At 68.5% G+C, this 24,738-nt stretch carries 29 protein-coding genes and 1 pseudogene; 16 read left to right on the forward strand and 14 right to left on the reverse strand.

Features of this window, described 5'->3' with window-relative positions:
* Positions 1 to 5: 5 nt before the first annotated feature.
* The 4 genes from AB0L97_RS21670 to AB0L97_RS21685 are packed head-to-tail and all read right to left on the reverse strand — an operon-like array spanning position 6 to position 2,103.
* Positions 6 to 941, reverse strand: coding sequence for a glycosyltransferase family 9 protein (locus AB0L97_RS21670; RefSeq protein ID WP_364432269.1), 936 nt, complete (start codon positions 939 to 941; stop codon positions 6 to 8).
* Positions 938 to 1,255: a hypothetical protein gene (locus tag AB0L97_RS21675; protein WP_356965690.1), complete on the reverse strand. Its 318-nt coding sequence runs from the start codon at positions 1,253 to 1,255 to the stop codon at positions 938 to 940. The genes AB0L97_RS21670 and AB0L97_RS21675 overlap by 4 nt, the downstream gene beginning before the upstream one ends.
* Positions 1,252 to 1,710 carry a hypothetical protein gene (locus AB0L97_RS21680; protein ID WP_364432273.1) on the reverse strand — a complete coding sequence of 153 codons (459 nt, stop codon included), beginning with the start codon at positions 1,708 to 1,710 and terminating at the stop codon, positions 1,252 to 1,254. The genes AB0L97_RS21675 and AB0L97_RS21680 overlap by 4 nt, the downstream gene beginning before the upstream one ends.
* A gap of 57 nt (positions 1,711 to 1,767) precedes the next feature.
* Positions 1,768 to 2,103, reverse strand: a complete 336-nt coding sequence (locus AB0L97_RS21685; RefSeq protein WP_364432276.1) for a hypothetical protein — start codon at positions 2,101 to 2,103, stop codon at positions 1,768 to 1,770.
* 195 nt (positions 2,104 to 2,298) lie between these two features.
* On the opposite strand from AB0L97_RS21685, the gene AB0L97_RS21690 reads away from it, so the two are divergent.
* A complete protein-coding gene (locus tag AB0L97_RS21690) occupies positions 2,299 to 2,718 on the forward strand; it encodes a CBS domain-containing protein (protein ID WP_355075241.1) in 420 nt (139 codons plus the stop codon).
* Positions 2,719 to 2,730: 12 nt separating this feature from the next.
* Here the strand turns inward: AB0L97_RS21690 and AB0L97_RS21695 are convergent, their stop codons facing one another.
* From AB0L97_RS21695 to AB0L97_RS21705, 3 genes are read right to left on the reverse strand one after another with little or no spacing between them, the layout of a single operon-like run.
* Positions 2,731 to 3,450: a metallophosphoesterase gene (locus AB0L97_RS21695; protein ID WP_355075242.1), complete on the reverse strand. Its 720-nt coding sequence runs from the start codon at positions 3,448 to 3,450 to the stop codon at positions 2,731 to 2,733.
* Positions 3,451 to 3,455: 5 nt separating this feature from the next.
* Positions 3,456 to 3,725 (reverse strand): BON domain-containing protein, encoded by a 270-nt coding sequence (locus AB0L97_RS21700; RefSeq protein WP_355075244.1) that lies wholly within the window; start codon positions 3,723 to 3,725, stop codon positions 3,456 to 3,458.
* On the reverse strand, positions 3,726 to 4,289 hold the full coding sequence (locus AB0L97_RS21705; protein ID WP_355075246.1) for a nucleotidyltransferase family protein: 564 nt from the start codon (positions 4,287 to 4,289) through the stop codon (positions 3,726 to 3,728). It abuts the gene before it with no gap.
* Positions 4,290 to 4,430: 141 nt separating this feature from the next.
* Here AB0L97_RS21705 and AB0L97_RS21710 point away from each other — a divergent pair, with 141 nt between their 5' ends.
* Positions 4,431 to 4,856 (forward strand): ChaB family protein, encoded by a 426-nt coding sequence (locus AB0L97_RS21710; RefSeq protein WP_364432282.1) that lies wholly within the window; start codon positions 4,431 to 4,433, stop codon positions 4,854 to 4,856.
* Entirely contained in the window at positions 4,843 to 5,355 is a 513-nt protein-coding gene (locus AB0L97_RS21715) for a DUF6328 family protein (RefSeq protein ID WP_355075250.1), read from the forward strand. The genes AB0L97_RS21710 and AB0L97_RS21715 overlap by 14 nt, the downstream gene beginning before the upstream one ends.
* 1 nt (position 5,356) lies before the next feature.
* Here the strand turns inward: AB0L97_RS21715 and AB0L97_RS21720 are convergent, their stop codons facing one another.
* Positions 5,357 to 6,568 (reverse strand): glycosyltransferase, encoded by a 1,212-nt coding sequence (locus AB0L97_RS21720; RefSeq protein ID WP_364432286.1) that lies wholly within the window; start codon positions 6,566 to 6,568, stop codon positions 5,357 to 5,359.
* A gap of 384 nt (positions 6,569 to 6,952) precedes the next feature.
* Between AB0L97_RS21720 and AB0L97_RS21725 the strand changes: the two genes are divergently transcribed.
* The 11 genes from AB0L97_RS21725 (at position 6,953) to thpD (ending at position 15,899) form a co-directional block, all read left to right on the forward strand.
* The gene (locus AB0L97_RS21725) at positions 6,953 to 7,366 is read left to right on the forward strand and encodes an STAS domain-containing protein (protein ID WP_355075253.1); all 414 of its coding nucleotides are present in this window, start codon (positions 6,953 to 6,955) and stop codon (positions 7,364 to 7,366) included.
* Positions 7,367 to 7,456: 90 nt separating this feature from the next.
* Positions 7,457 to 8,140 carry a PAS and ANTAR domain-containing protein gene (locus AB0L97_RS21730; RefSeq protein WP_364432290.1) on the forward strand — a complete coding sequence of 228 codons (684 nt, stop codon included), beginning with the start codon at positions 7,457 to 7,459 and terminating at the stop codon, positions 8,138 to 8,140.
* A 168-nt stretch (positions 8,141 to 8,308) separates the two neighbouring features.
* Positions 8,309 to 8,740 carry an anti-sigma factor gene (locus tag AB0L97_RS21735; RefSeq protein ID WP_355075255.1) on the forward strand — a complete coding sequence of 144 codons (432 nt, stop codon included), beginning with the start codon at positions 8,309 to 8,311 and terminating at the stop codon, positions 8,738 to 8,740.
* The gene (locus tag AB0L97_RS21740; RefSeq protein ID WP_364432294.1) at positions 8,730 to 9,515 is read left to right on the forward strand and encodes an RNA polymerase sigma factor SigF; all 786 of its coding nucleotides are present in this window, start codon (positions 8,730 to 8,732) and stop codon (positions 9,513 to 9,515) included. The genes AB0L97_RS21735 and AB0L97_RS21740 overlap by 11 nt, the downstream gene beginning before the upstream one ends.
* Positions 9,516 to 10,028: 513 nt before the next feature.
* The gene (locus AB0L97_RS21745; RefSeq protein WP_356965703.1) at positions 10,029 to 10,376 is read left to right on the forward strand and encodes a hypothetical protein; all 348 of its coding nucleotides are present in this window, start codon (positions 10,029 to 10,031) and stop codon (positions 10,374 to 10,376) included.
* A gap of 446 nt (positions 10,377 to 10,822) precedes the next feature.
* Positions 10,823 to 11,533, forward strand: a complete 711-nt coding sequence (locus AB0L97_RS21750) for a response regulator transcription factor (RefSeq protein WP_355075261.1) — start codon at positions 10,823 to 10,825, stop codon at positions 11,531 to 11,533.
* Positions 11,520 to 12,629: a HAMP domain-containing sensor histidine kinase gene (locus tag AB0L97_RS21755; RefSeq protein WP_356965705.1), complete on the forward strand. Its 1,110-nt coding sequence runs from the start codon at positions 11,520 to 11,522 to the stop codon at positions 12,627 to 12,629. The genes AB0L97_RS21750 and AB0L97_RS21755 overlap by 14 nt, the downstream gene beginning before the upstream one ends.
* An 84-nt stretch (positions 12,630 to 12,713) precedes the next feature.
* The gene (gene ectA, locus AB0L97_RS21760) at positions 12,714 to 13,316 is read left to right on the forward strand and encodes a diaminobutyrate acetyltransferase (protein WP_355075265.1); all 603 of its coding nucleotides are present in this window, start codon (positions 12,714 to 12,716) and stop codon (positions 13,314 to 13,316) included.
* Entirely contained in the window at positions 13,313 to 14,590 is a 1,278-nt protein-coding gene (ectB, locus tag AB0L97_RS21765) for a diaminobutyrate--2-oxoglutarate transaminase (RefSeq protein WP_355075267.1), read from the forward strand. The genes ectA and ectB overlap by 4 nt, the downstream gene beginning before the upstream one ends.
* Positions 14,587 to 14,985 (forward strand): ectoine synthase, encoded by a 399-nt coding sequence (locus AB0L97_RS21770; protein WP_364432301.1) that lies wholly within the window; start codon positions 14,587 to 14,589, stop codon positions 14,983 to 14,985. Before ectB ends, AB0L97_RS21770 begins: the two co-directional genes overlap by 4 nt.
* An 8-nt stretch (positions 14,986 to 14,993) precedes the next feature.
* Positions 14,994 to 15,899, forward strand: a complete 906-nt coding sequence (gene thpD / locus AB0L97_RS21775; RefSeq protein ID WP_355075271.1) for an ectoine hydroxylase — start codon at positions 14,994 to 14,996, stop codon at positions 15,897 to 15,899.
* Between the two features lie 94 nt (positions 15,900 to 15,993).
* On the opposite strand, the gene AB0L97_RS21780 is transcribed toward thpD, so the two are convergent.
* The 4 genes and pseudogenes from AB0L97_RS21780 to AB0L97_RS21795 form a co-directional block, all read right to left on the reverse strand.
* Positions 15,994 to 17,157 carry a lactate 2-monooxygenase gene (locus AB0L97_RS21780; RefSeq protein WP_364432305.1) on the reverse strand — a complete coding sequence of 388 codons (1,164 nt, stop codon included), beginning with the start codon at positions 17,155 to 17,157 and terminating at the stop codon, positions 15,994 to 15,996.
* A 349-nt stretch (positions 17,158 to 17,506) separates the two neighbouring features.
* Positions 17,507 to 17,887 (reverse strand): annotated as a pseudogene (locus AB0L97_RS21785) (rRNA adenine N-6-methyltransferase family protein); the annotation flags it as partial.
* 294 nt (positions 17,888 to 18,181) lie between these two features.
* Positions 18,182 to 20,338 carry a hypothetical protein gene (locus AB0L97_RS21790; protein ID WP_364432308.1) on the reverse strand — a complete coding sequence of 719 codons (2,157 nt, stop codon included), beginning with the start codon at positions 20,336 to 20,338 and terminating at the stop codon, positions 18,182 to 18,184.
* Positions 20,339 to 20,480: 142 nt separating this feature from the next.
* Positions 20,481 to 20,615: a hypothetical protein gene (locus AB0L97_RS21795; protein WP_364432310.1), complete on the reverse strand. Its 135-nt coding sequence runs from the start codon at positions 20,613 to 20,615 to the stop codon at positions 20,481 to 20,483.
* 127 nt (positions 20,616 to 20,742) lie between these two features.
* Between AB0L97_RS21795 and AB0L97_RS21800 the strand changes: the two genes are divergently transcribed.
* Both AB0L97_RS21800 and AB0L97_RS21805 read left to right on the forward strand, forming a co-directional pair.
* Positions 20,743 to 21,825: a dihydrodipicolinate reductase gene (locus tag AB0L97_RS21800; protein WP_364432313.1), complete on the forward strand. Its 1,083-nt coding sequence runs from the start codon at positions 20,743 to 20,745 to the stop codon at positions 21,823 to 21,825.
* A complete protein-coding gene (locus AB0L97_RS21805) occupies positions 21,822 to 22,313 on the forward strand; it encodes a carboxymuconolactone decarboxylase family protein (RefSeq protein WP_355075281.1) in 492 nt (163 codons plus the stop codon). Before AB0L97_RS21800 ends, AB0L97_RS21805 begins: the two co-directional genes overlap by 4 nt.
* Before the next feature lie 16 nt (positions 22,314 to 22,329).
* Here AB0L97_RS21805 and AB0L97_RS21810 read toward each other — a convergent pair whose 3' ends face one another.
* Positions 22,330 to 23,037 (reverse strand): hypothetical protein, encoded by a 708-nt coding sequence (locus AB0L97_RS21810; protein WP_364432317.1) that lies wholly within the window; start codon positions 23,035 to 23,037, stop codon positions 22,330 to 22,332.
* A 77-nt stretch (positions 23,038 to 23,114) separates the two neighbouring features.
* On the reverse strand, positions 23,115 to 24,677 hold the full coding sequence (locus AB0L97_RS21815; RefSeq protein WP_364432320.1) for an amino acid permease: 1,563 nt from the start codon (positions 24,675 to 24,677) through the stop codon (positions 23,115 to 23,117).
* Positions 24,678 to 24,738 lie beyond the last annotated feature (61 nt).

Genomic DNA, 24,738 nt, shown 5'->3' on the forward strand with positions numbered 1-24,738 from the left:
CCTTCTCATACTCGCACGTGGCCGCTGAGCTGCCGATCGGCGGCGGCGAGCACCTCGGCGGCGCTGATCATCGCCAATCCGGGCGCGGGTGTGTCCGCCCGCGGGTCGCCGGGGTGCCCGGCCCACAACGCGACATGCGCCGCCCGTTCCGGTGGCGGCCCCCAGACCGCGGGCGAGTCGGGACCGAAGATCAGCACCGACGGTGTGCCGAACGCCGTGGCCAGATGCCCGACGCCGGTGTCGCCGCTGAGCACGAGGGACGCGTCGGCCACCGTCGCGGCGAGTTGACGCAGCGTGAGTTCGCCTGCCAGGACGTCGTTTTCGGGCAAGCCCGCCTGGGCCGCGACGCTGAGGGCGAGCGGACGGTCCGCGGCACTGCCGACGATACGTACCGGACATCCCCACTCGCGCAGGCCGGCGGCCACCGTCGCGAAACGGTCGGCGGGCCAGCGACGCGCCGGGGCTCCACCCGGATAGACGACGATGGAGCGCCGCTCTCCGGTGCACTCCGGTGGTGGCGTGATGTCCAGTCGGGCCGAATCGGCCGGGATGCCCGCCCAATCCAGTAGCCGGCACCACCGCACGGTGTCGGGCAGGCCTGGCTCGTACAGCGGACCCGGCACCTGCGGAAAGTCCTTGTGGCGGTGGGTGATCATCCGTTCCGGATCGCTCGCGAGCAGCGCGCGTATGCTCTCGGCCCCGCAGTCGTTCAGATTGACCGCGAAGGTCGGCGCCGCGGCGTTCCAGCGCAATCCGGCCGCCATCGGCGTCGCGTGGAGTTCGTCGACGCACGCGGCCAGTTCCACCACCGGGCGCAGCCATCCCGGCGCGGCCAGTACGAGCCGGTGTCGCGGGCGGGCGTCGTGCAACGCGCGCAGGGCGGGAACCGCGGTCAGCAGCTCCCGCAAGCCGTGCGCGCGCAACGCGAGCAAGACGCTCATTTCGGCACGAAGACGCCGGTGAGGTCGGCCTTGCGGATCGGGGTGTCCGGATTGGCCTGCGCCGCGCACATCAACTTGATCGCCGTGATCGCCGCGTCGACGGTTCTGGCGTCGGGCGTCTCGTGACCCTCGCGCTCCTCTTCGAGGAACTTCTCGGTGGTGACGCGCTGCTTGTCGGGATCCTGGGCGACGTATTCGTTGCACGGTGTGTCACCGCCCTTGTTCACGATCTTCTCCGGCTCGTTGCCGCACCCCGCCGCGCACACCGCCAGCGCGGCAAGGACGGCGACGCCCATCCGGCGCGCGGCGCTCATCGGCCGAACCCCGCCAGCGCCGAGGCCAGGTCCGGTACGCCGAGCGCCTGCACCGCCTGTTCGCGCACGTCGGGGCAGGTCTGCGTAGTGACGGCGTCGACCGTGTCGCGGTGGGTGACGACGACGTCGTTGAGCCCGCCGTTACGGGCCGCCCAGTTGTGCACGGTGCCGTTGAACGTCACTTTGGCCACCGTGGCGCTCTGGCCACGCCAGGTGTCGATGTCCGCGCCCATCATGTCGCACAGCTGCTTCGCCGCTTCCGCCGTGATCTGGTCAGTGTTCGGCACCTGGCGGCTGTTCGGGCCCGGCATGGTGATCGAGACGGTCGCGGGCTGGGGCGTATCCGCGGCCGGATCGCCGCCGTCGACCGAACATGCCGTGAGCGCCGATCCCGCCGCCACAGCGCCGATGAGCAGGGCGAAGCGGCCCAAAGGCCGATTGGGCTGGTGTGTCATTCCTTCTCCTGGAGTTCGAAGCCGCATCCCCGCGGGCGGCACGCGATCGGGCGAGGATCAGTGACCGGCGGCGTCCCGCAGCCGCTTGCCTTCTCGCGCCTTGATCCGGCGGTGCTCGGCGACGATCACCAAGACGCCCGCGATGATGCAGACGCCGCTGACGATGCCCGCCACCACCGCCCACCCCGCGAATCCGTACCCGGCGGCGGTGAGCGTCAGGGCCATGGCCACGATGCCCACCGCGACCAGGATGATGCCCGGCCAGTTCCGGGCGTCCTCGATGGATTCTCCGGCGTGTGTCCGAATGGTGCGGGTGTCGTCCGGAAACGCGTGGGTCCGGGGTGGGTCTCCGGCGCCGGATCCCGCGGTCGGCTCGTTCGGTGCTGGCAGCATCGGATGTCCTTTCTGCTGAGCGGCAACGATTTCGGTGCGCGGACAACCCGCGGCCCGCGGCGTTGCGAGCGGGCCGTCCTGGGCGGCCATACCGGTCGGATGCCCGCGTTAAGAGATCCGAAACGGGGGTAGGACGTCAGCGAGCGACCCTGTTCCGGGCCGCTCGTACCCGCGAGAAGTTTCAGGAGGATCCCGATGACAACAGCACGGGACATCATGACCCCGAACGTGGAGTGTGTCCGCTCCAGCGACACGGTGGTTGCGGCCGCGCAGCGCATGGCGGAGTTGAACGTCGGTGCCTTACCCATCTGCGGTGAGGACGACAAGCTGAAAGGAATGCTCACCGATCGCGACATCGTCGTAAAGGTGATCGCCCAGCGTAAGGACCCGCTCGGCGTCGACGCGGGCGAACTCGGGGGCGAGGAATTGGTCACCGTCGAAGCCGACGACGACGTACGCAAGGTGATGTCGGTGATGTCGCAGCATCAGGTGCGCCGCGTGCCGGTACTGGAGAAAGGCAAGCTGGTCGGAATCATCGCGCAGGCCGACGTGGCCACCACCGTCGAGAACACCCAGTCGGGCAGCACCGTGGAGGCGATCTCGACCGACTTCTGAGTCCGGCCCTACTCAGACCGCGGCCGGGTGCATGTCGTAGACCGCGTACGCCGCTCGGATCACCGGCTGGGCGACATTACGCACCCGGATGCCGCCCGGAGTGGTGCCGCGCTCGGTGCCCGCGTGCGCATGACCGTGCAACGCCAGGTCGGCGCCGTGTTCATCGATCGCCTCGCCGAGCAGGTAGGAGCCGAGGAACGGATAGATCTCCCTCGGCTCGCCGTGCAGGGTGTCGCTGATCGGGGAGTAGTGCGTGAGCGCGACGGTGACGTCGGTGTGCAGATTCGCCAGCGCATCGCCGAGTGCGGCGGCCACGTCCACGGTGTGCCCGGCGAATTCGCGCATCAGGGGTTCACCGAAGACGCTTGCGCACTTGCCCGCGAAGCCGCCGCCGAAGCCTTTCGTGCCCGCGACCCCGAGCGTGCTGCCGTCGAGGTGCAACGTCACCGAAGTGCCTTCCAGCACCGTGATGCCGTGGTCGGCCAGCACGGTGCTGATCTCCTGATCGGCGTCGCTGTGATAGTCGTGGTTGCCCAGGACGGCGACGACCGGCACGCCCAGGTCGGCGAACTCCTCCGCGACCACCCGGCCTTCGTCGACGGCGCCGTGGCGCGTCAGGTCGCCCGCCAGCAGGAGCACATCCGCTCGCGCGGACAGTCCGTCCAGTGCCTCCCGCCATTGCCCGCGCGAATCCACGCCGAGATGTACGTCACCGACCGCGGCTATCCGCATGCCGCTCAACTCCTTTCGGATCCGTCCGGCTCCAGCGTCTCGGTTTCGACGGGTGCCGTGGGACGGGTGACATGGACGTCGTTGTGAATCCGAGCGTGCGGAAGCTGTTCGCGCACGACAGTTTCCATCTGCTGCTTGCAGTTCTCGCTGCTCACCTCGCCGCACAGCACCACGACGTCGCCGCGAATGGTCACCTGCACACCGAGTTCGGCGGTGCGGGGATCCTCGGCCAGCGCCCGGCGCAATCGTGCGACCAGGTATTGCGGCTGCTCCATCTACTCCACCTTTCCGGTGCGGGTGATGCCGAGATCGTCCAGCAGGCCCAGGAAGGCCCGCGCGTAGGGCGAGGCCTTGGTCTGCTCGCGCACTACCTCCCAGTCGACCTGTTCACGCAGGTCGCGCGCGATGTGCAGAATCGGGCTGAGATCAAGGCGGTGCGCGTCGAAGACGAGCATCTTGTCGATCATCAGGTCGGTACCGCTGATCACCGGGGCCTTGGCGGGCCCGATCCGCATCTCGGTGGCCCGGTCGAGCAGTTCGTCGGTCACCTCGCGATCGTTCGGGCGGTGAATGACGTCCACCAGGATGTCGTCGGCGTAGACCTTGCGTAGCCAGTTCTCCGGCGGGTCGCACACCCGCAGCCCCGCACGCGCCAGCGTTTGGATCGCCCGCCCGCTGTCCGCCGGTTTGACGAAGATGTCCACGTCGTGTTGGGAGGTGGGGCCGCCACGGGCGTAGACCGCGCAGCCGCCCGCCACCGCGAATCGGATGTCTGTCGCCGCCAATGCGTTCACCGTGCGGGTGAGCGCATGCAGCAGCTGATCGGTGGTAACGGCCATGCAGCGGTGGTACCCGGCGGACACCGGGTTAATCGACGTTTCACCGGGTATGCGTCCGGATATCCGGAGGGCCCGATGCGGCCCGGCACCGGGCTTTCGGACCACTTCGGACCAACCTCGCGAGCAGGGAAGGAGCGACACATGCCCAAGACGACAGCGCGCGGCGATGTGAAGAAGTCCGAGTTGCCGAGCACGCTGAAGCGGTCGGAGGAGAAGGCGCAGCGCACCTTCGCCGAGGCGCACGACGCCGCGCTGGAGCAGTACGACGGGAACGAACAGCGCGCCCACCGCGTCGCCTATGCCGCGCTGAAGCACAGCTACGAGAAAGTCGGCGACCACTGGGAGCCCAAGGCGCACCGCGGTCCCTCGGACGAACGCGCCAGGCAACACGGGCCGGACGCGCGAGGTGAGACGGCCGAAGGCGTCGATGCCAACGCGTCGAAACAACACCTGCTGGAGGTCGCCCGGCGACTCGACGTCACCGGGCGCTCGCGGATGAGCAAGGACGAACTCGTCGAGGCGATCAAGAAACGCAACCGCCGGGAGGCCGCGCGTGCCCGAGGGTGAGGACGACGACTGGGCCCGCCGTGCGCGCGGCGAGACCGAGCTGGAACGACTGGACCGGAACTGGGCGAGCCTGATCCAAGAGTTGCGCGTCGTCCAGACCGGTGTGCAATTCCTGTTCGGGGCGTTGCTGGTGCTGCCGTTCCAGGCGTCGTTCGGCACGCTGGCGCCGGGCTTGCGAGCGCTGTACCTCGCCACTTTGGCTGCTGTGCTGGGGGCGACGGTGTTTCTGATCGCACCGGTGTCCTGGCATCGGATCCTGTTCCGCAGGCACCGGCTGGGCAATGTCGTCTGGGCGGCGCACCGGTGCGCGATGGCCGGCGTCGCACTGCTGGGTCTCGCGTTGATCGGCGCGGTGGTTCTCGTGGTCGACTATGTGACGGGCACGGCAGCGGCGGTGGTGACCGGTATCGCCGCCGTCGCGTTGTTCGTGTCGACATGGCTCGTCGCCCCGTGGCGCTGGCGCAGCGCGTCCGAGGACGTCCGCGCCGAGCACTACTGATTCACCGCGCCCAGGAGACGACCTCGCCCGCGTGAGCGGGTGCGCCGCGGTGGTAGGCGCTGAGCGTCTCGACCGCGACCCGATCCCAGGAATTGCGGCTCGCGGCCCGCTGATAGGCTGCCGCGCCCCAGGTTTCGCGCAACGTCGAGTCCGCCAGGAGCGGGCGCACCGCCCGCACGATGGCAGCGGGTTCGGGCGGAGCGACGAATCGTCCCGTGACGCCGTCGACCACGGTATCCAGCAGGCCGCCGACAGCCGTGGCGATCACCGGCTTCCCACAGGCCATAGCCTCCAGCGCCACCCGGCCGAACGGCTCGTACCAGGGCGTGCAGAGCACGACGTCGGCGGAGCGGTACAGCCGGGGCATGGTCGGCCGCGTGACCGGTCCGGTCAATCGAAGCCATTCTCGCACACCATGATCCGATGCGATGCGGCGCAGCCTGCGGCCTTCGGCGTCGTCCTCGTCGTCGGCGGCGGGGCCGCCGACGATCACCAGCTCGGTGTCCGGCAGCTCCGCCAGCGCTCCGATAAGGGGGTCGAATCCGCTGCGGCGCACCAACTCTCCGGCCGCGAGCAGCCGGTGCGTGGCGTGCCGATCGGCGACCGCGCCCTCCGGGGTGAACCTCGTGAGGTCGACCCCGTGCGGCACGATCGAGGTACGGAAGCGCGGCACGCCCATCCTGGCCAGCTCCCCGACCTCGTCGGAGCAGGTCGCCACCACGTGCGCCGCCCGCGTCGCGATGAGCCGCTCGAAGCGGATCCGCGAGCGTGGGCTCGGGTCGGCGAGACCTTCGCAGCGCCGCTGCACGGTGCCGAGCCCGTGGAAGGTCAGCACCACCGGGATGCCGTGGGCGCGGGAGGCCAGTTCGGCGGCGAGCCCGGACTTCCAGTAGTGCGCGTGCACGATGTCGGGCCGATCGGCACCCCAGTGCCGTCGCAGCACGGTGCCGAAGTCACCGAGGTAGGGCAGGGTGCGGTCGCTCGGCAAGGGGTTGGGCGGTCCGGCCGCGACGTGCACCACGCGATAGCCGCCGTCGGCGAGCAACTCGGCCGGGGCGTGCGGACTGATACGTCGGGTATAAACCGTCACGTCGTGGCCCCGGCGGGCATAGGCGGCCGACAACTCCGCTACATAGGCGCCGCGGACGCCCCCGTCGGCGGGGCTGCCTTCGGCGAGCGGGCTGGCATCTTCGGAAACCATGGCAATCTTCACCGGGTGCTCCGTTCTCGTCGCGGGCGGCATCCGGACGCGCGGATACGCGCGGTTGCCCTACGACCAGCATCGCGTGACGTTCGGGAATATGTTCGGTATATGCCCGCGGTCGGCCCGATGAAACCCCACGTCAGCGGCCACATTCCCGGCCGACCGGTCGGTTCGTACCGGCCGCGGGCCCTCCGGCGGCGGGTCACGTTCTCCTACCGAACGCTGTCGGGAAGGGGTCGGCCGTGCCACACTGTAGGGAGGTTGAGATCACAGCCGACCCCGGTTCGACGCATTCGGCGCAGCCGGTCGATGGGACGGCACGGCAACCGATTCGCGCGCTGCCCTCTCCGGCCGTCGCGGAGGACTGGATACCCCCTACACGGGAGGTTCGACTTGTCTGCCATTTCTCTGCTACGGGACCACGCCGAGGGCGTGCATCTCAATGGTTCGGGACCGGGACGTCGTCGGGACAACCGGTTGTGGGCACAGCGGGTGGACCGCCGTCGCGAATGCGTGGTGGTCCGGGTCGAAGGCGAGTTGGACGCCGCCGTGTCGGCCGAGTTCTTCGAGACGGTCGAGCGTGCGTTGCAGTCACCGTGCGATGCCGTCGTGATCGATCTGCGAGCGGCGAGGTTCTTGAGTCTGCGCGCGGCCGTGCGGCTCGGTGCGCTGCGCAGAGAGGGGTTGGGTCGTCCGGACCTGCGCATCGTCGTGGGCGGACCGGGAGTCGAGCGGGCACTCGAGGTGACCGGCGTGCGGTCGTTGTTCCCCCGCTACCAGTCCATGCGCACAGCTTTGGACGCCTGAGCCGAAGACTGTCGCCCGAGACCGGTGCTCGCCGGTGTGACCGCTCCCGATCCGGTCACACCGGGCGCGTCGGCATCGGATACTTCAGCGGTGAGTGAAAGCAGGTCGGTCCAGCCCGAGAATGCCCTCGCGCTGGACCAGGTGATCGGTACCGGAAGGCCGCAAAGTGTCGGCAGTTTCCGTTTCTGGTTCGCCGACCAGCGTTGGGAATGGTCGGACGAGGTCGCGTCGATGCACGGTTACGCGGTGGGGACGGTGACGCCGACCACGGAGTTGTTGCTGAAGCACAAGCACCCGGACGATCGCGAAGCGGTGGCCAGCGCCTTGGCGCGGTCGATCGCCGACGCGGAACCGTTCTCCAGTCGCCATCGCATCATCGACACCGCCGGCGCGGTCCACCACGTGGTCCTGGTCGCCGACCGGATGATCGACGACTCGGGGCTGGTGGTGGGCACCTCCGGCTACTACATCGACGTCACCGACACCCTCGAGGAGCACCGGCAGGAGACGCTGGACGACGCCCTGCCCGAGTTGTACGCCGCCCGAGCGGTGATCGAGCAGGCGAAGGGCGCGCTCATGCTGATCTACGGCGTCGGCCCCGAGCAGGCGTTCCGTGTGCTGAGCTGGCGATCGCAGGAGACCAACGTCAAACTGCGCAAACTGGCCGCGCGGCTGGTCGCCGATCTGCCCGGGCTGGCCGGCGTCACGGTTGGCCTGCGCACCGAATTCGATCATCTGCTGCTCACCGCCCACGAGCGCATCGACGGCGACTGACCGGCGTTTCGATCCCATCCCGGCGGGTACGTCCCGGACGAGGAACGCGGCGATATTCCGCTCCACAGTCCGTGGCGTCCGCGGTGTTCCGGTGGCTGAGAAGGAGAACTCGGCGGCGGTATGCAGGCCGCAGTGGAGTGGCTGTGAGGACAAGGTGGTGATGGGCAAATGGGGGAGTCGACTTCCCGATCCTCGACCGACACGACGACAGTCGGTGTACGGGTGCCCGCTCGGCTGGAACAGTTGACCATGCTCCGCGCGCTCGCCGAGACAGTCGCCCTCATCGCGGACTTCGCCTTGGACGAGGTGACCGATATCCGGCTCGCGCTCGACGAGGTGGCGACCTCGCTCATCATCGACGCCGCCGTTGGCTCGACGATCGACTGCGAGTTCACCTATGACGACGGCAAGATGTTCGTGCACGTCTCCTCGGTGGCGGTCACCGAGTCGGTGCTCGGGCACGCCGGGCTCGGCTGGCACATCGTACGCACGCTGACCGATTCGATCGCCGCCGCGCAGGGCTCCTACGACAGTGTGCTCGGCGGATATCCGACAGTGATCGACTTCAGCTGGGTGCGAGGTGCGCCGAATGGCGGGTGAGCCGAGGTCGCGCGGGGATACCTACGACAACATCGAGCCGCTGTTCGAGAAGATCGCCGCGCTGGATCCCGGCGATCCACGACGTGTGCCGATGCGTCGGGAGCTGATCGAACGATGCCTGCCGCTGGCCGAGCACATCGCCCGCAAGTTCGCCGGGCGCGGCGAGAACTTCGACGACCTGCTGCAAGTGGCCCGCCTGGGGTTGGTGCAGGCAGCGGACCGTTTCGACGTCACGCGCGGATCGTCGTTCCTGTCCTTCGCCGTGCCCACGATCATGGGCGAGGTCCGGCGGCACTTCCGGGACAACACCTGGGCGGTGCGGGTGCCCCGCCGGACCAAGGAGATCCAGCTGAGTATCGGTCCGATCGTCGAAACGCTGTCCCAGCGACTGGGCCGGATGCCACGCGCCAGGGAGATCGCGGCCGAGCTGGACGTCGAGCTCGTGGAGGTGACCCAAGCGCTGATCGCGGGCAACGCCTACCAGTCGTCGTCCATCGACGCGGCCGCCGGTGAGGACGCCGAGAACACCGCGCAGCCGCTACTGGACAGCCTCGGCGCCGAAGAGCCCTCCTATCACCTGGTCGAGGACGTGATGGCAGTCGAACCGCTGCTCGGCGAACTTCCCGAGCGTGAGCGTCAGGTGCTGACCATGCGTTTCTTCGAGTCGTTGACGCAGAATCAGATCGCCGAGCGGCTCGGAGTCTCCCAGATGCACGTTTCGCGCATTCTTTCCCGGACCTTGAACGCGCTGCGCGAGCAGGCGCTGCGGGACTGACGTCGGCCCGTTACACCGGATTCGGCGGAGTCGGGTCCGGCGACGGCCCGGGCAGACCGGGGTCCGGCGAAGGGCGGCCGGGATCCGGCACGGGGGGCGTCGGCGCCGGTCCTGGTACCGGCGGACGTGGCGCGGGGCCTGGCACCGGTGGCAGCGGATGCGGATCAGGTTCCGGCGGAACAGGATTGGGCTCCGGAATGGGGTCCGGCTCGGGAATCGGCGGTACGGGATCCGGTTCCGGGATGGGCGGTACGGGGTCCGGCTCGGGCGTGGGCGGGACCGGCTGTGTCGCGCTGTCGGTGGACATGCGAACTCCTCCTCGTTCGGGTGATCGGCGTGCGCTACGGCGGCGACCGCGCTTCGTCCGGCCGATCATCGGCCGGTTACCCATCGATCACGGCGCCAACCGGTTCGCGCGGCAGCCACGGTTCGGCCGACCAGTTTGCGTAACAGGCCCAACGGGTAGTTAGACAGGAACCGGACAACAGATGCCGATGGCTCGAGGAGCTCGTCATGACCGACCAGCGCCGCCCAGGCACCCGGAATCCGCGGTTCGGACCGGGTGGGCCGGGGGCGTCGATCCAGTCCCGAGGGATCTCCGTCACCAGGAACCACGATGTCATCCGCCGCTGGGCCGCCCAGCGCGGAGCCCGGCCCGCGACAGTGCCGGGCAGCGAGCACGACGGACGGCTCGGGGTGTTGCGATTCGACTTTCCCGGGTATGGGGGCGCCGTGCTGCGCCCGGTGCGGTGGGAAGAGTGGTTCGCCACCTTCGATGCCAGGAAACTTCGCTTCTGGTACGTGGAGCGCGGCACCGATGATCCGCCGAGCAACTTCAACCGTTTGGAGCCGCCGCGATAGCCGGGCGGCCGCTGGATTAGTCGTGAGACCGGTCACGGTCGTGCGCCCGTGATCGGCGCATCGGAAGCAATGTGACGCACGGCACGATCGCCTCGCGAAATCTGTTGTCGACCCTACGGATCGCGCAGGCCCGGCCCGATGTGATCGCTTGTTCGAAAAGGTCTGTTACCGTGCACTTTTCGCGGTCGGTATCGTTCTCCGCGTCGTGCCGCGGTGCGCGGAAGGCGAGTTCCTCTGCCGCCCCGGTGCTGCCCGAGTCGGGCGGGCGTATAGCGTCGATGGAACAACCAAGAGGCCCCACATCGGTCTGCCGGACGTTTACCGGCCGGGCACAGGGGTACTCGAAGCCGAGCAAAGGTTGCTCGAAAAGCGGAAGGTCGCGTCGGTATGGGGATGCGGTTGTCCGCATCGTGACGCGCTTCCGCATGTCTGCAAGGGATAAGGTCTTGAGCGCAAACCTGATGATCGTGGAAGACGACGACCGGGTCCGCGGTGCCTTACGGCTCGCTATGGAAGACGAGGGATACGACGTCGACGAGGCGGAGGAAGCCGAAGACGCGCTCACTCATCTGCGCAGCAACGGTGTTCCCGATGTGATGATCGTCGATCTGATGCTCGGCGGCATGGACGGGTTCGAGTGTATCCGGGAGATCCGCCGCGACCATGACGTCCCGATCATCGTGGTCAGCGCTCGCGACGACACCCACGACGTGGTGGCCGCCCTGGAGGCGGGTGCCGACGATTTCGTGACCAAGCCGTTCGAAATCAAGGAGATCACCGCTCGTATGCGCGCGGTGCGCCGCCGCTTCCGGCTGACCGCCGAACGGGAGACGCCGCAGGAGATGGTGCTCGAGGCAGACGACACGGCTCCGCTGGTCCTCGCGCAGGACAGCGGGGTGGTGCGCCGCGGCGACGAGGAGATCAGGCTGACGCTCACCGAATTCCGTTTGCTGTGTGAGCTGGCCGAGACGCCGGGCCGGGTGCTCAGCCGCACGGCGCTGCTCGAACGGGTTTGGGACCGTGGGTTTTTCGGCGACGAACGCATCGTGGACGTGCACATGCGCCGCTTGCGCACGAAGATCGAGCGGGATCCGTCCGATCCGCGCATCGTGGTGACGGTGCGCGGACTCGGCTATCGCCTCGATGTGCGCCGCTGAACGCTGCTCCGACGCCGAACGCTGGAATCCGAACGCCTGGAGCCTTCGCGCCCGGGTGACCGCCGTCTTCGCGACGATCGCCGCGCTGATGTCGCTGGTACTGGTCGTTTCGGTCTTCGTGATCAGCCGCGGCTACCTGGAAGCGCAGCGAACACACGCGGGCAGCGAATCGCCGGGAGATCTCAACGCGGATCTCGATCTGCTGCGCAACGTGCTCATCTGCTGCGCCGTCGTGGTCACCCTGATCGGCGCGGCGGTCGGCTGGTGGGCGAGCAGGCGGGTGCTGACCCCGCTGCATCAGCTTGCGGGCACCGCCGCGCGGATCGCCTCCGGTGATCTCGACCAGCGGTTGCCCGCGACCGGGGACCAGGATCTGGCGATCACCGTCGAGTCGTTCAACACCATGGTGGACTCGCTGCAACGGCGCATCGAGCGCGAACACCGGCTCTTCGGTGACGTCAGCCACGAGCTGCGCACGCCCCTGACCACCCTGATGGCCAGCGTCGATGTGCTCAACCGGCACCGCGGGGATCTGCCGGAACGTTCGCAACGGGCGCTCGGCCTGGTCACCGCCGAGGTGGAGCACCTGCGCAAACTGTTGGACGATCTGCTCGCCCTGGCGCGGGTGGAAGCGGGCATGCATCACGGCGACGCCGAGCCGCTGTCGGTGCGCGACCTGCTGGTGCACACGCTGAGCGACCGTCGCTATCCGGGTGAGCTGCTCACGGTGCGCCAGGACGTCACCGTGCGCGGCCGCAAGGTCGAACTGGAGCGCGCGGTGGCGAACCTGCTGCACAACGCCGACCGGCACGGCGGCGGTGTGGTCGCGGTCGGCATCGACCGCGACGGCACCGACGCGGTGCTCACCGTCGACGACGCGGGCCCCGGCGTCCCCGCCGCGGACCGCGACCGGATCTTCGAACGATTCGCCACCGCCCGCAGCGGCCGCCGCTCGCCGGACGGGACGGGGATCGGATTGGCGCTGGTCGCCGAGACGGTCGCCACGCACGGTGGCGGGGTGCACTGCACCGACCGTCCCGGCGGCGGCGCGCGATTCGTCGTGCGGTTGCCCCGGCTCGGCGACATCCATCCGTAATACGACCGTAAAGAAGTCGACAGGTTCACCTCAAAGTCGCTTCGCAAGCCTGGATAAGTACTGCTGATCAGACGAGGGAGTTGTATGTCATCGCCAACCCTGTCCCCAGCGGAGATCGAGCGATCGCGCGTCGGGAACGCCGCGGCCGCTCTGGGGGCCACCCCGTCTCGGAGAAGCGCCGGACCCGCCGTGGTCCTGCGCACGCCCCGCTTGGGCGACGGCGCCCCGATGTGGCGCATCGCGAAGAATTCCGCGGTGCTGGACGTCAATTCGAGCTACGCGTACCTGATGTGGTGCCGGGACTTCGCCGGAACCTCGGTGGTCGCCGAATCCGACGGTCGCGTCGTCGGATACGTGATCGGATTCGTCCGTCCGCAGGCGCCCGACACCGTCTTCGTCTGGCAGATCGCGGTGGACCGCGCGCAGCGCGGCCGCGGCATCGGTGCCGAGCTGCTCCACACGTTGCTCAACAGCGTCGCGGCTCAGGGAGTTTCAGTGCTCGAAACCACCATCTCGCCGGACAACGCCGGTTCCATCGCGCTGTTCACGTCGGTGGCCGCTGCGCGCGGCGCCGAGGTGACCAAGCGCCACTTGTTCGACGCGGGCGTCTTCCCCGACAGCCACGCACCCGAAGACCTGTATCGCATCGCCCCGACCGCCCGCACCACCGAGGAGGATCACCGATGATCAACGCGGACACCACCGTTTTCGAGAGTCTGGAGTCGAACGTGCGCGGTTACTGCCGCGCCTGGCCCACCGTGTTCACCACGGCGAAGGGCAGCTGGTTGCGCGACGAGGAAGGCAAGGACTACCTGGACTTCTTCGCGGGCGCCGGTGCCCTGAACTATGGGCACAACAACGATGTGCTCAAGCGCTCGCTGCTGGACTACATCGCGAGCGACGGCATCACCCACGGCCTCGACATGTCGACCGGAGCCAAGCGCGAACTGCTGGAGACGTTGCGCGACACGCTCTTCACCCCGCGCGGCCTGGACTACAAGGTCCAGTTCCCCGGCCCGACCGGCGCCAACGCGGTCGAGGCCGCGCTCAAGCTGGCGCGTAAGGTCACCGGCCGCGAGACCATCGTCAGTTTCACCAACGCCTTCCACGGCATGACCCTCGGCGCGCTGTCGGTCACCGGCAACGCCGCCAAGCGCGCGGGCGCCGGTGTGCCCTTGGTGCACGCCGCGCACATGCCCTACGACGGCTACTTCGACGGCACCACCGCCGACTTCCAGTGGATGGAGAAGGTGCTCGACGACACCTCGTCGGGCTTCGACCGCCCGGCCGCGGTGATCGTGGAGACGGTGCAGGGCGAAGGCGGCGTCAACGTCGCCCGCGCGGAGTGGCTGCGCCACCTCGCCGGGCTGTGCACGGAGCGGGAGATCCTGTTGATCGTCGACGACGTGCAGATGGGCTGCGGCCGCACCGGACCGTTCTTCTCCTTCGAGATCGCGGGCATCACGCCCGACATCGTGACGTTGTCGAAGTCGATCGGCGGCTACGGCCTGCCCATGGCACTGGTGCTGTTCAAGCCGGAGCTGGACGAGTGGTCGCCGGGTGAGCACAACGGCACCTTCCGCGGCAACAACCCCGCGTTCGTCACCGCGACGACCGCGCTGCGCCACTACTGGTCCGACGACGCCCTGCAGACCGCGACCCTGGCCAAGGGGGAGAAGATCGCGCGCAGCTTGGGCGAGCTGGCCGCGCACTTCCCCGGCGTCTCGACCCGTGGACGCGGACTGGTGCAAGGCGTGGTGTTCGACGATCCCTCACAGGCGGGCAAGGTCTGCCAGATCGCCTTCGAGCGCGGGCTGCTGGTGGAGACCTCCGGCTCGACCGACGAGGTGGTGAAGCTGCTGCCGCCGCTGACGGTCACCGACGAGGAACTCGACCAGGGGCTCGGCGTCCTCACCGGCGCCGTCGAGGCGGTGTGCGGCGGGATGGGGGCGATCGCATGATCGTGCGCAACACCGCGGAGATCACCGGTACCGAGCGCGACGTCGCGGGCCCAGGCTGGCGCAGCAAGCGCATCGTCCTGGGCGGCGACGGCGTCGGCTTCTCGTTCCACGAGACCACCATTGACGCCGGGACGGTACACGAGTTCCACTATTTGAATCACGTAGAGGCCGTGTGGCTCGTCGAAGGCGAGGGCACGCTCACCGATCTGGACAACGGCGTCACCTACGAGCTCGCGCCCGGCTCGATGTACCTGCTCGACGGACACGAACGCCACCGCTTGGAGGTGCGCACCACGATGCGGATGATGTGCGTGTTCAACCCGCCGGTCACCGGTCAGGAGGTTCACGACAGCAACGGCGTCTATCCGCTGGTCACCGCGACGATCGGAAGTTGAGGACACCAATGGTTCTGCAGCACACCGAAACACCGCCCGAGACGGCTCGCTACGATCGCTACCCGACCCGTCTCGGCGCGCCCGCTCCGCACTTGGAGCGTGCCGACCCCGCGGTGTGGGGGGAGGTCGAGAGCCCGGAACTGGCCTCGTTCGACGCCGATGGGTTCGCCATCCTGGATCAGCTGCTCACGCCCACGGAAGTGGGCGAGTACAGCGAGGAGATCACCAGGCTGGCGAACGATCCGGCGCTGCGCGACGACGACCGTGTCATCGTGGAGAAGTCGTCGAACCGGGTGCGTTCGGTCTTCGAGGTGCACAAGCTGAGCGAGGCGATCGCCGAACTGGTGCGTCAGCCGCGGGTGCTCCGGCTGGCCGAACAGGTGCTGGGGTCGCCGGTGTACGTGCACCAGAGCCGGGTGAACTACATGCCCGGTTTCCGCGGCACCGGTTTCTACTGGCACTCCGATTTCGAGACCTGGCACGCCGAGGACGGCATGCCCGCGCCGCGAGCGGTGAGCCTGTCGATCGCGCTGACCGACAACTATCCGATCAACGGCAGTCTCATGGTGATGCCGGGCTCGCACCACACCTTCGTGCCGTGCCTGGGCAGCACTCCGGCCGAGCATTACCGGGAGTCGTTGCAGGAGCAGGAGATCGGCGTGCCGACGAGCGACGACATCACCGCGCTCGCGAACCGGTACGGGATCAGTCAGTTCACCGGCCGGGCGGGCTCGGCGCTGTTGTTCGACTCCAACCTGATGCACGGGTCGTCGAACAACATCACGCCGTTCCCGCGCTCGAACATCTTCGTGGTGTTCAACAGCGTGCACAACACGCTCGTCGACCCGTTCGCCGCGCCCGCGCCGCGACCGGGCTACATCGGCAGCCGGGACTTCACACCGCTGTCGGCCTGATTTCGAGCCGCCCCGCGCGTGCCGCCCGCCCTGGTCGTCGGGCGAGCCGTACGCGGGGGGCGTTTCGCCTGACGTCCGCTGTTTTTCGCGTGGATCAGGCGAGCCGCCGGATCGCTTCCGGACCGAGGTCGGCGATCGTCGGGTAGCCGTCCACCGCCATCAGCAGATCGGCCTCGGCGAGCAGCGAACGCACCACGTGCACGAGGCCGTCGACACCGCCGAGGGCGAGCCCGTAGGGGTAGGGGCGTCCGATGCCGACGGCCGTGGCGCCGAGCGCCAGCGCTTTGACGATGTCGGCGCCGGTGCGGACGCCGGAGTCGAACAGCACCGGCAGGCCGTCGGCCGCCGCGACCACCAACGGCAGATGCTCGATCGCGGGGATGCCGCCATTGGCTTGTCTGCCGCCGTGATTCGAGCAGTAGATGCCGTCGACGCCCGCGTCCTTGGCGCGCCGTGCGTCGTCGGGATGGCAGATGCCCTTGAGGACGAGCGGCAGGTCGGTTAGCGATCGCAGCCACGCCAGGTCGTCCCAGGTCAGCGCGTTGCCGAACAGCGAGATCCAGGTGAGGATGGCGGTTTTCGGATCCTGTTCGGGTGGGCTGGGCAGCAGGGCTCGGAAGACCGGATCGCTGAAGTAGTTGGCCAGGCAGTGGCCGCGCAGCTGAGGAAAGTTGGAATTCCTCAGATCGCGCGGGCGCCAGCCGGGCACCCAGGTGTCCAAAGTGACCACGATGGCCTTGAATCCCGCCGCTTCCGCCCGCTGGACCAGGCTCTGCGCGAGATCCCGATCGGTGGGGGTGTAGAGCTGGAACATCCCGGGTGTGTCGCCGAACTCCGCCGCCACGGCCTCAAGCGGATCGACGGTGAGGGTGGAGGCGACCATCGGGACGCCGGTGCGCGCCGCGGCCTTGGCGGTGGCGATGTCGCCGTGCCCGTCCTGGGCGCACAGCCCGATCACGCCGACCGGGGCAAGGAAGATCGGCGTCGGCAGCGTCATGCCGAACAGTTCGATCGAGAGGTCGCGCGTCTTGCTCGCGCGCAACATGCGCGGGATCAGGCCCAGTTTCTCGAAGGCCGTCACATTGGCACGCTGGGTGAGCTCGTCGCCGGCTCCGCCCGCGACGTACGACCAGATCCCCGGTGGCAGCGCCGCCCGGGCCTTGGCTTCCAGGTCGGCATACGTCATCGGGAAATCGGGCAGCACACCGCCGAGCCCTTGGAAGTAGATCTCGTTCTGGTAGTCGCCGAAGTTGGTCACGCTGCTCCTGTCCACGTCTCGATGCATGAATGTATCCGATACGTTCCTGTAGCGGGTCCGGTGCGGCCACGCTTCCCCCTACTCCGGAGAAACCCAACTCGACCAGCCTGCGGTAAGCGCCGAGCTGCTCGCGCGGCACCAGCGGCTCGGTTGCGCAACCGCAGGACGGCGGCATCGACTCGCGGAACCGGATGGAAACTGTGCCTGCCGCCGCGCGCGCCCAGTTCGATCGCCGTCGTCGGCCAGTGGGCGACGGTGAGCTTGGTCCAGCGGCCGTAATCACCGGATGCTTGCGAGCGAATTCGAGCTGGGTGAGCAGGGTCGCGGAGGTGAGCCCGCCCGCGGCCAGGCACCAGCGCACGATGTCGGTGGTGATGGCGAACGGCACGTTGGCCACGACGGCGAACGGCTCCCGAGGCGGGCGCACCGTGCGGAAATCGCTGTGGTACGACTGGATTCGCGGATCGTCCGCGTATCGGCGGCCCAGCAGTGCCGCGTAGCGCCGATCCTTCTCGTAGGCGCGGACCCGGCCGCTCACGGTCAGCAATTGCCTGGTCAGTATGCCGTCACCGGGTCCGACTTCGAGAACGAGATCGTCGGCGGTGACGCCGGAGGCGTGCACGATCAGCCGGGCGGCGCGTGCGTCGGTGAGGAAGTTCTGCGAGAGCCGCTTTCGCGTGGTCGACGGGTCGCTGCCGCGGGCACGCGAAAGGGAATGATGGCGGGACATGGGTGTCCTCCGAACGGAGTGGTCGAATCGGGAAGGTCGATTCGCCCGGACCCATGCCAGGACACGAAGAGTGCGGCGACCGCTACCGGTCACCGACGCGGATTCCGCTCGAACGGATCAGGAGATCGCAGCGGTACGGTGCACCGGCAGAGCCCAGGCCTCCGTACGCAGCCGGAGGTAATGCGCGCCGACCGCGTACGCTCCGTTCATGCCGGGACTGCCACACATGTCCCGCACCGTACGACCGTCACCCAGCCGTGTGCCACTTCTTTTCCGGATGCGGCACCGTGGAGTTCAGCGCGGCGTCGACTGGCCGACCACGTCCGGGTCTTGCCGCTCGGCGGCGTAGGCCCGCCAGGACTTGGCCTCTGCGTGCTTGCCGAGCTGGTCGAGGAGATCGGCGAGTTCGGCGATGGCGCGCGGCTCGTGGCGGTCGGCGGCGGTGCGCCACCAGGATTCGGCCCCGACGGGATCGCCGCGCCGCAGCCGAACCCTGCCGAGTTCGTAGGCGGCACCGGCGTGCCCGGCATCGGAGGCCTGCGCCCACAGTCCGCATGCCTGCTCTTCGTCGCCGCGGCGGTACATCGCGACGCCGAGGTCGTAGAGCGCACCGCGATACCCGGGGTCGCCCGACTGCCTGGACTCGCCCGCCCGGGGCGGGGCGTCGACCGGAGCGGGCCGTTCGCCGGGCTGCGGGACTCCGTTCGGCACCGACGCGGTATCGGGAACCCGGGCACTCGGCACGCTCGCCGGGGGGGTGCTGTTGGTGTCCACCGGGTCGAGCTCACGGACGTGTTTCTCCGCTGCCGGGGGCGTTTGCGACACCTGTCCGCCGAGCGGTGAGTTCGATTCTCGCTGGATGTGATTCGGCTCTGCAGCGCCAGAACTCGAAGGCGAAGTCTGCGCCGGGGGCTGGGCGTGCGTGCCGGCGAGGTCGAATGCGCGATATGGGTCCGCCGTCGGACGGTTCGCGACCCGCGGGCTCGATCCGGAGTGCGGACCGTCCGTCGAGGGGGAGGCGGTGGGCGGGACTCGAGTGTCCTGGGGGACGGGCCCGGACCCGGGAGGTGAGGTGTCTGTTTGGGGTTGGGTGTGTGTGCCGCTGGGGTCGAGTGCGCTGGGGTCCGCCGCAGTTGGACGGTTCGCGCCCCGCGGGTTCGATCCGGAGTGCGGGCCGTCTGCCGAGGGGGAGGTGGTGGGCGGGACTCGAGTGTCCTGGGGGACGGGCCCGGACCCGGGAGGTGAGGTGTCTGTTTGGGGTTGGGTGTGTGTGCCGATGGGGTCGAGTGCGCGATATGGGTGCGCGGTCCAGGGATTCGCGACGATCGGGCTGGCTTCGGTGCTCGGGCCGTCCGCCGCGGGGCGAGCGGGTAGCGGAGCGTTCGGTGCGGGTGGCGTATTGCCGAGCAGCAGGCCGGTGCGGGAGCGTGCCGGGTCCTCGGGCGGGTGTGTATGTGCGACCGGAGGTCCGAAGGTTCCGTACGAGTCCGCCGCCGTTCTCTCGTGCGCGATCCTCGGATGGTGAGCGAGGTTTCGGGCGGGTACTTCGGACTCCGGCTGCGGCCCAGCCGACTGGGTGGTCGAGCTCGACGCCGGCTGCGCGCTGTCCGGGGCTCGGGAGCCGGGAGCGGAAGGTGGAGTTTCCGCAGTGGATCGTGTGGCGCGGGACGACTGCAGATTCACGAAGAGACTGCCTGCGCGGCGGGGCTGGGTCGCTTCCGTCGTTTTCTCGGCACCGCCACCGACGGCTGCCGAGGAAACCCCGGTGAGCCGTTCGGCCGCCGTCGCGGATGCGCTCGCGGCCGTAGCGGCGTCGATACGCGGAACGGGCATGGTAGGCGCGGTGGGCGGGCCCGCCGACGAGATCGCCTGCGGAATGGGCGGATTCATGCCGATCGGAGCCGTCGCGGGCGCGGCGGGAGCCGGAGGCTCCGGGGCGACCGGTGTGGGAGCGGTGGACAGTTCCACGACCAGGTTCGCGAAGTTCGGTGGTCCCTCGCCGATGCTGCACCACAGCACGACGCGACCGTTGGGCCGGTGCTCGACGACGATGCCGTAGTTGCCCGTCCACGACTTCTGCGTGCCGAATTCGTCCACCCAGACGGGGGTCAGTGTCACCAGGGTCACCGGCGCGGTGGGCGTGACGGCGAAGCTGACCCCCGCGGCCAACGCGTCGCTCCACGCGTCGACTCCGGCGAGTGAACGTCCGTGCAGGTCCAGATAGCCGTCGACGACCGACAGACCCATGCCGAGCCCACGCAGCCCTGCGGGCGGTGCGGCGGAGATCATGGTCAAGGCGATGGTGGTGGGCGCGGGGCCGACTTGCTCGGTGTACATCGGGTAGACCATGCTGCCGTGCCAGCGGATCGGATCCGCGCTCTGGTAACGCGCGGCCAGCGGCAGCTCTTCGGGCGTATTCCGGGCAGCCCACGACGAATACCGCTCGTTCACTGTCGCGCGCCTGCCTTTCCACCCGATCCCGACCGCCGCCCCCGCGCCGGGCAGCGGGATATACCGTACTCGCCGCGAACCGGAACTGCGCCGCGATCCCTGGCGGTAGGTAATGCCCCGAGCCCCAACGCTACCGGGTAGTTCACGCCATTTCCCAATGGTGCGTAGTGGCGAGCCGGGCGCGGAATCGGGCGGCGCCGCGTGTGCGGACCCTGTTGTCGATATCCGAAGCGAGGAGAAGGATCGCATCGGCGACGCCGCTGTCCCGCGCTGCCATGGGCGAACGGTCCGCTGCGACCGTCGCTTCCGGAACCGGCGGACGGAGTGCCTGTGGCGCTTAAGGGTGATCGGAGCGCTTTTCCGGAACGCCGAACAGCCGACCAAGCGCTTGCTACGCTCGATCGATGATCTCCACGGTGGTCTGGGGAACCGGCAACGTCGGCCGGGCGGCCATCCGGGCCGTCGACGCGCACCCCGCGCTGCGTTTGACCGGGGTGCTGGTGCACGATCCGGCGAAGGTCGGCCGCGATGCGGGCGAACTCGGCGGGCTGGATCGGGACTTGGGCGTCGCCGCGAGCGATGATGTCGGCGCCGTTCTCGGCGCACGCCCGGACGCGGTGGTCTACGCGGCCTCCGGCGACATCCGGCCGGACGACGCGCTCGCCGATATCGTGCGCGCGCTGCGCGCGGGCGCGGTGGTCGTCACCCCGGCTCTCTACGCCCTCTACGATCCGCGCAACGCACCGCCGGAGGTACGCGACCCGGTACTGGCGGCGATCGCGGAGAGCGGCGGATCGCTGTTCGTCTCCGGTATCGACCCCGGCTGGGGCAACGACGTACTGCCGCTGCTGATCAGCGGGCTCGGGAGCACGGTGGAGACGATCCGCTGCCAGGAGATCTTCGACTACTCCACCTACGACCAGCCGGACTCGGTGCGCTACCTGGTCGGCATGGGGCAGCCGATGGACTATCAGCCGCCGATGCTCGCGCCGTCGGTGCCGACCATGGTGTGGGGCGGGCAGATCCGGCTGATGGCACGGGCGCTCGGTGTCGAACTCGACGAGATCCGCGAGACGCTGGATCGGCGCTCCCTCGACGCCACCGTCACCACGACGTCCATGGGTGAATTCGAGGCAGGCACCCAGGGCGCCGTGCGTTTCGAAGTGCAGGGCATCGTCGTGGGGCAACCGCGACTGGTCGTCGAACACGTCACCCGCATCCATCCGACGTGTGCGCCCGATTGGCCCGTACCGGCCGATGGCGGCGCGGGCGCGCACCGGGTGATCATCGAGGGGCACCCGCGCATCGAAGTGACCGTCGAGGCGACCGACGAAGACGGCAACCGCTCCGCGGGCGGGAACGCCACGGCCGTCGGCCGGCTGGTCGGCGCAATCGACTGGCTGGTGGCGGCGAAACCCGGACTCTACGACGCACTGGATGTCCCGTTGCGTCCCGCCGTCGGCAAACTCGGAAGGAAGCACCCATGATCATCGACGTTCCCGAGGGCAAGGATCCGATCGGCTACGTCTGGGGTGAGATGGTCCCCGGCATCGGCGTCGCCGCCTCGAATTTCTCGCTGTCGGTGTACTCGCACAGCACGCTCGGCCTGCGTGAGTTCGAGGCGGCCCGGCTGCGCATCGCCCAGATCAACGGCTGTCTGTTCTGCATGGACTGGCGCACCGAACGCGACGGGGTGAAGGTCGAGCCCGAATTCGCCGACGCCGTCACGAACTGGCGCACCACCGACGCTTTCGACGAACGCACCCGGCTCGCCGCCGAATACGCCGAGCGTTACGCCACCGACCATCACAACCTGGACGAAGAGTTCTGGCATCGGATGCTCGCCCGCTACAGTCAGGCCGAAGTCGTCGAACTGAGCATGAGCATCGGCTCATGGCTGGCGTTCGGCCGGTTGAACCACGTGCTCGGCTTGGATTCGGTGTGCGTGCTGCCCGGCCATACCGGCAACCGGTGAACCGGCGCCGAAAAAGCTAGACCGGCATTCTCGACACCCACGCGGGCTGCCCGTCGACCAGGCCCAGTTCGAACTCCTCGGGCGCGTCGAGCACGGCGCCGAGTTGGCGGAGCGCTCGATCGGCGGAGATTTCCGCCGGGAAACGGATGTATTCGAGGGTGGCGCCGGATATCCGGGCCCGGAATCGGTACCGGAATTCGACCTGACCCGCGTAGGTCAGCGCGATTCGACCCTGCCAGTCGATGTCGTGCCTGCCGTCGGATCGCCGGGTGAACGACACTTCCTGGTCGGCGACCGAGTCGTGCCCGAGCAGGTAGATGTTGAACGCAAGGTATCCGACGTCGTCGGCGTGCGCGAGGGGCAGCGGGTCGACCGTGAGGCGCTGCGGTTGTTCGGATTTCAGTCGAAAGGGCCGGCCCGGCGCCGCGGCGCGCAGGCCGGTGGCGTCGTCCTCGCCCCAGTACGTGGACGACAGCGTGCAGCTGTGATAGTTCTGCCACACGATCGGCGACAGCCAGTCCTCGCCGTCCTCCTCGCCGTGAGCGGGGTCGCGTTCGGCGTTGTACGCCGCGGAGCGCAGGTGCAGATCGAACCACAGGCTGCCGGCCTGGTCCATGCGGCCGGTCCACGCGAACTCCTCGATCGCGTGCCCTTCCGGCCACGGATTGCCCGGGAACACAATTCTCCCGGCGGGCGAAAAACGCACCAGGTCGGTCCTTTCCATGCCGACACACCCTAGCGACCGAGGCCGACAAACTCGATACGCCAGATCAGGGAAGCCGCGACCGGACCGGTCGTACCTCAGGCGTTGGCCGGCGCCTCCTGCTCAGGCTGGTCGGCGGGCGGCTCGTCCACCGTCCGTTTCGGCCCGGTGAACCAGGTCCGAGCCGACGCCAGCCACCAGATGCCGATCGCGCCCACCACGCCGACCAGGGTGATCGGTGCGTAGTTCACGGTGTTCCAGGTGAATTCGCTGTGCCACGGATAGCCGCGGGCGTCGGTGGGCAGGATGAACAGGAAGCTGATCAGCACGATCCAGATCAACGCGACCACTCCGACCGGGCGATACCACGCGCCCAATCGCCATGGGCCGGTGCGGAATCGGCTCCCGTGCCGCTGCCGCAACAGGATCGGAATGCCGTAGGCGATGTAGAGACCGATGGTCGCGACCGAGGTCGCCGCCGCGTAGGCGGTCGGTGCGTTCGCCGCGGGCACCAGCATGGACGGAATCAGCAGCACGAACGCGAAGAACGAGATGAACAGCACCGCGTGCACCGGTACCTTGCGCGTGGAAAGCCGCGACCAGAACCTCGACCCCGGCACCGCGCCGTCCCGCGCGAACGCGAACAGCATGCGGGAAGCCGAAGTCACCGAGGCATATCCGCAGAACAATTGCGCGACCGCCGCGATGATCAGCAGCGAACCCGACCAGAAGCCGTTCAGCGAGTTCTCCAGGATGTAGATCACGGGATAGCCGCTGTTCTTCGCGGGATCCAGCGCGTCGTCCAGATTCGGGATGGCGAACGTCACCGCCATGATGAGCAGATATCCGGCGATCGCCGACACGACGATCGTGTTGATGATCCCTTTGGCCGCCATCCGCGACGCGTCGTGTGTTTCCTCCGACATATGCGCGGAAGCGTCGTAGCCGGTGAAAGTGTATTGCGCGTGCAGCAGGCCGAGCAGGAAGCTGAACGCGACCCCGCCGAATCCGATCGCGCTGTTGTCCACCGTCTCGGTGAAGACGAATCGGGCACTCTGGTGGTGTTCCGCTCCGAAGCCGAGGACGACCACGAAGATCGCCACACCACCCACGTGCCACCACGCGGACACATTGTTGATCACCGCCGACAGATGCGGGCCGATCACGTTCAAGACGGCGTGCAGGACCAGGATGGCGGCGAACACCAAGAAAATCGCGGTGCGGTCGGTGCCGATGTCGATTCCGACGACGTTCAACACCACGGTGGTGAAGATGGCGGCGCCGTAATCGATCGCCGCGGTCACGGCGATCTGCCCGATCAGGTTGAACCATCCGGTGAACCAGCCCCACACCGGTCCGCCCAGTTCGGCGGCCCACCAGTACAAGCCGCCGGAGGTCGGGTAGGCGGAGGCCAGTTCCGCCATGGCGAGTCCGACGAACAACACCATGAGCGAGACCAGCGGCCACCCCCAGGCCATGGTGATCGGGCCGCCGTTCGCCAGACCGATGCCGTAGCTGGCCAATCCACCGGTCAGGATGGACACGATCGTGAAGCTGATGGCGAAATTCGAGAAACCCGACCATGATCTGGCCAGTTCCTGCTTGTAGCCCAGTTCGGCGAGCCGACGTTCGTCGTCGGAAGGGGGTCGGATCTCGGTCATGTCGTGCTCCCGGGTCAAAACGCTGCCCTCATACCGCGTTTGCCAGAAGATCAGTGTGAAG

This window comes from Nocardia sp. NPDC051911, assembly GCF_040681035.1.
In the GTDB taxonomy this organism is placed as follows: Bacteria; Actinomycetota; Actinomycetes; order Mycobacteriales; family Mycobacteriaceae; genus Nocardia; species Nocardia sichangensis.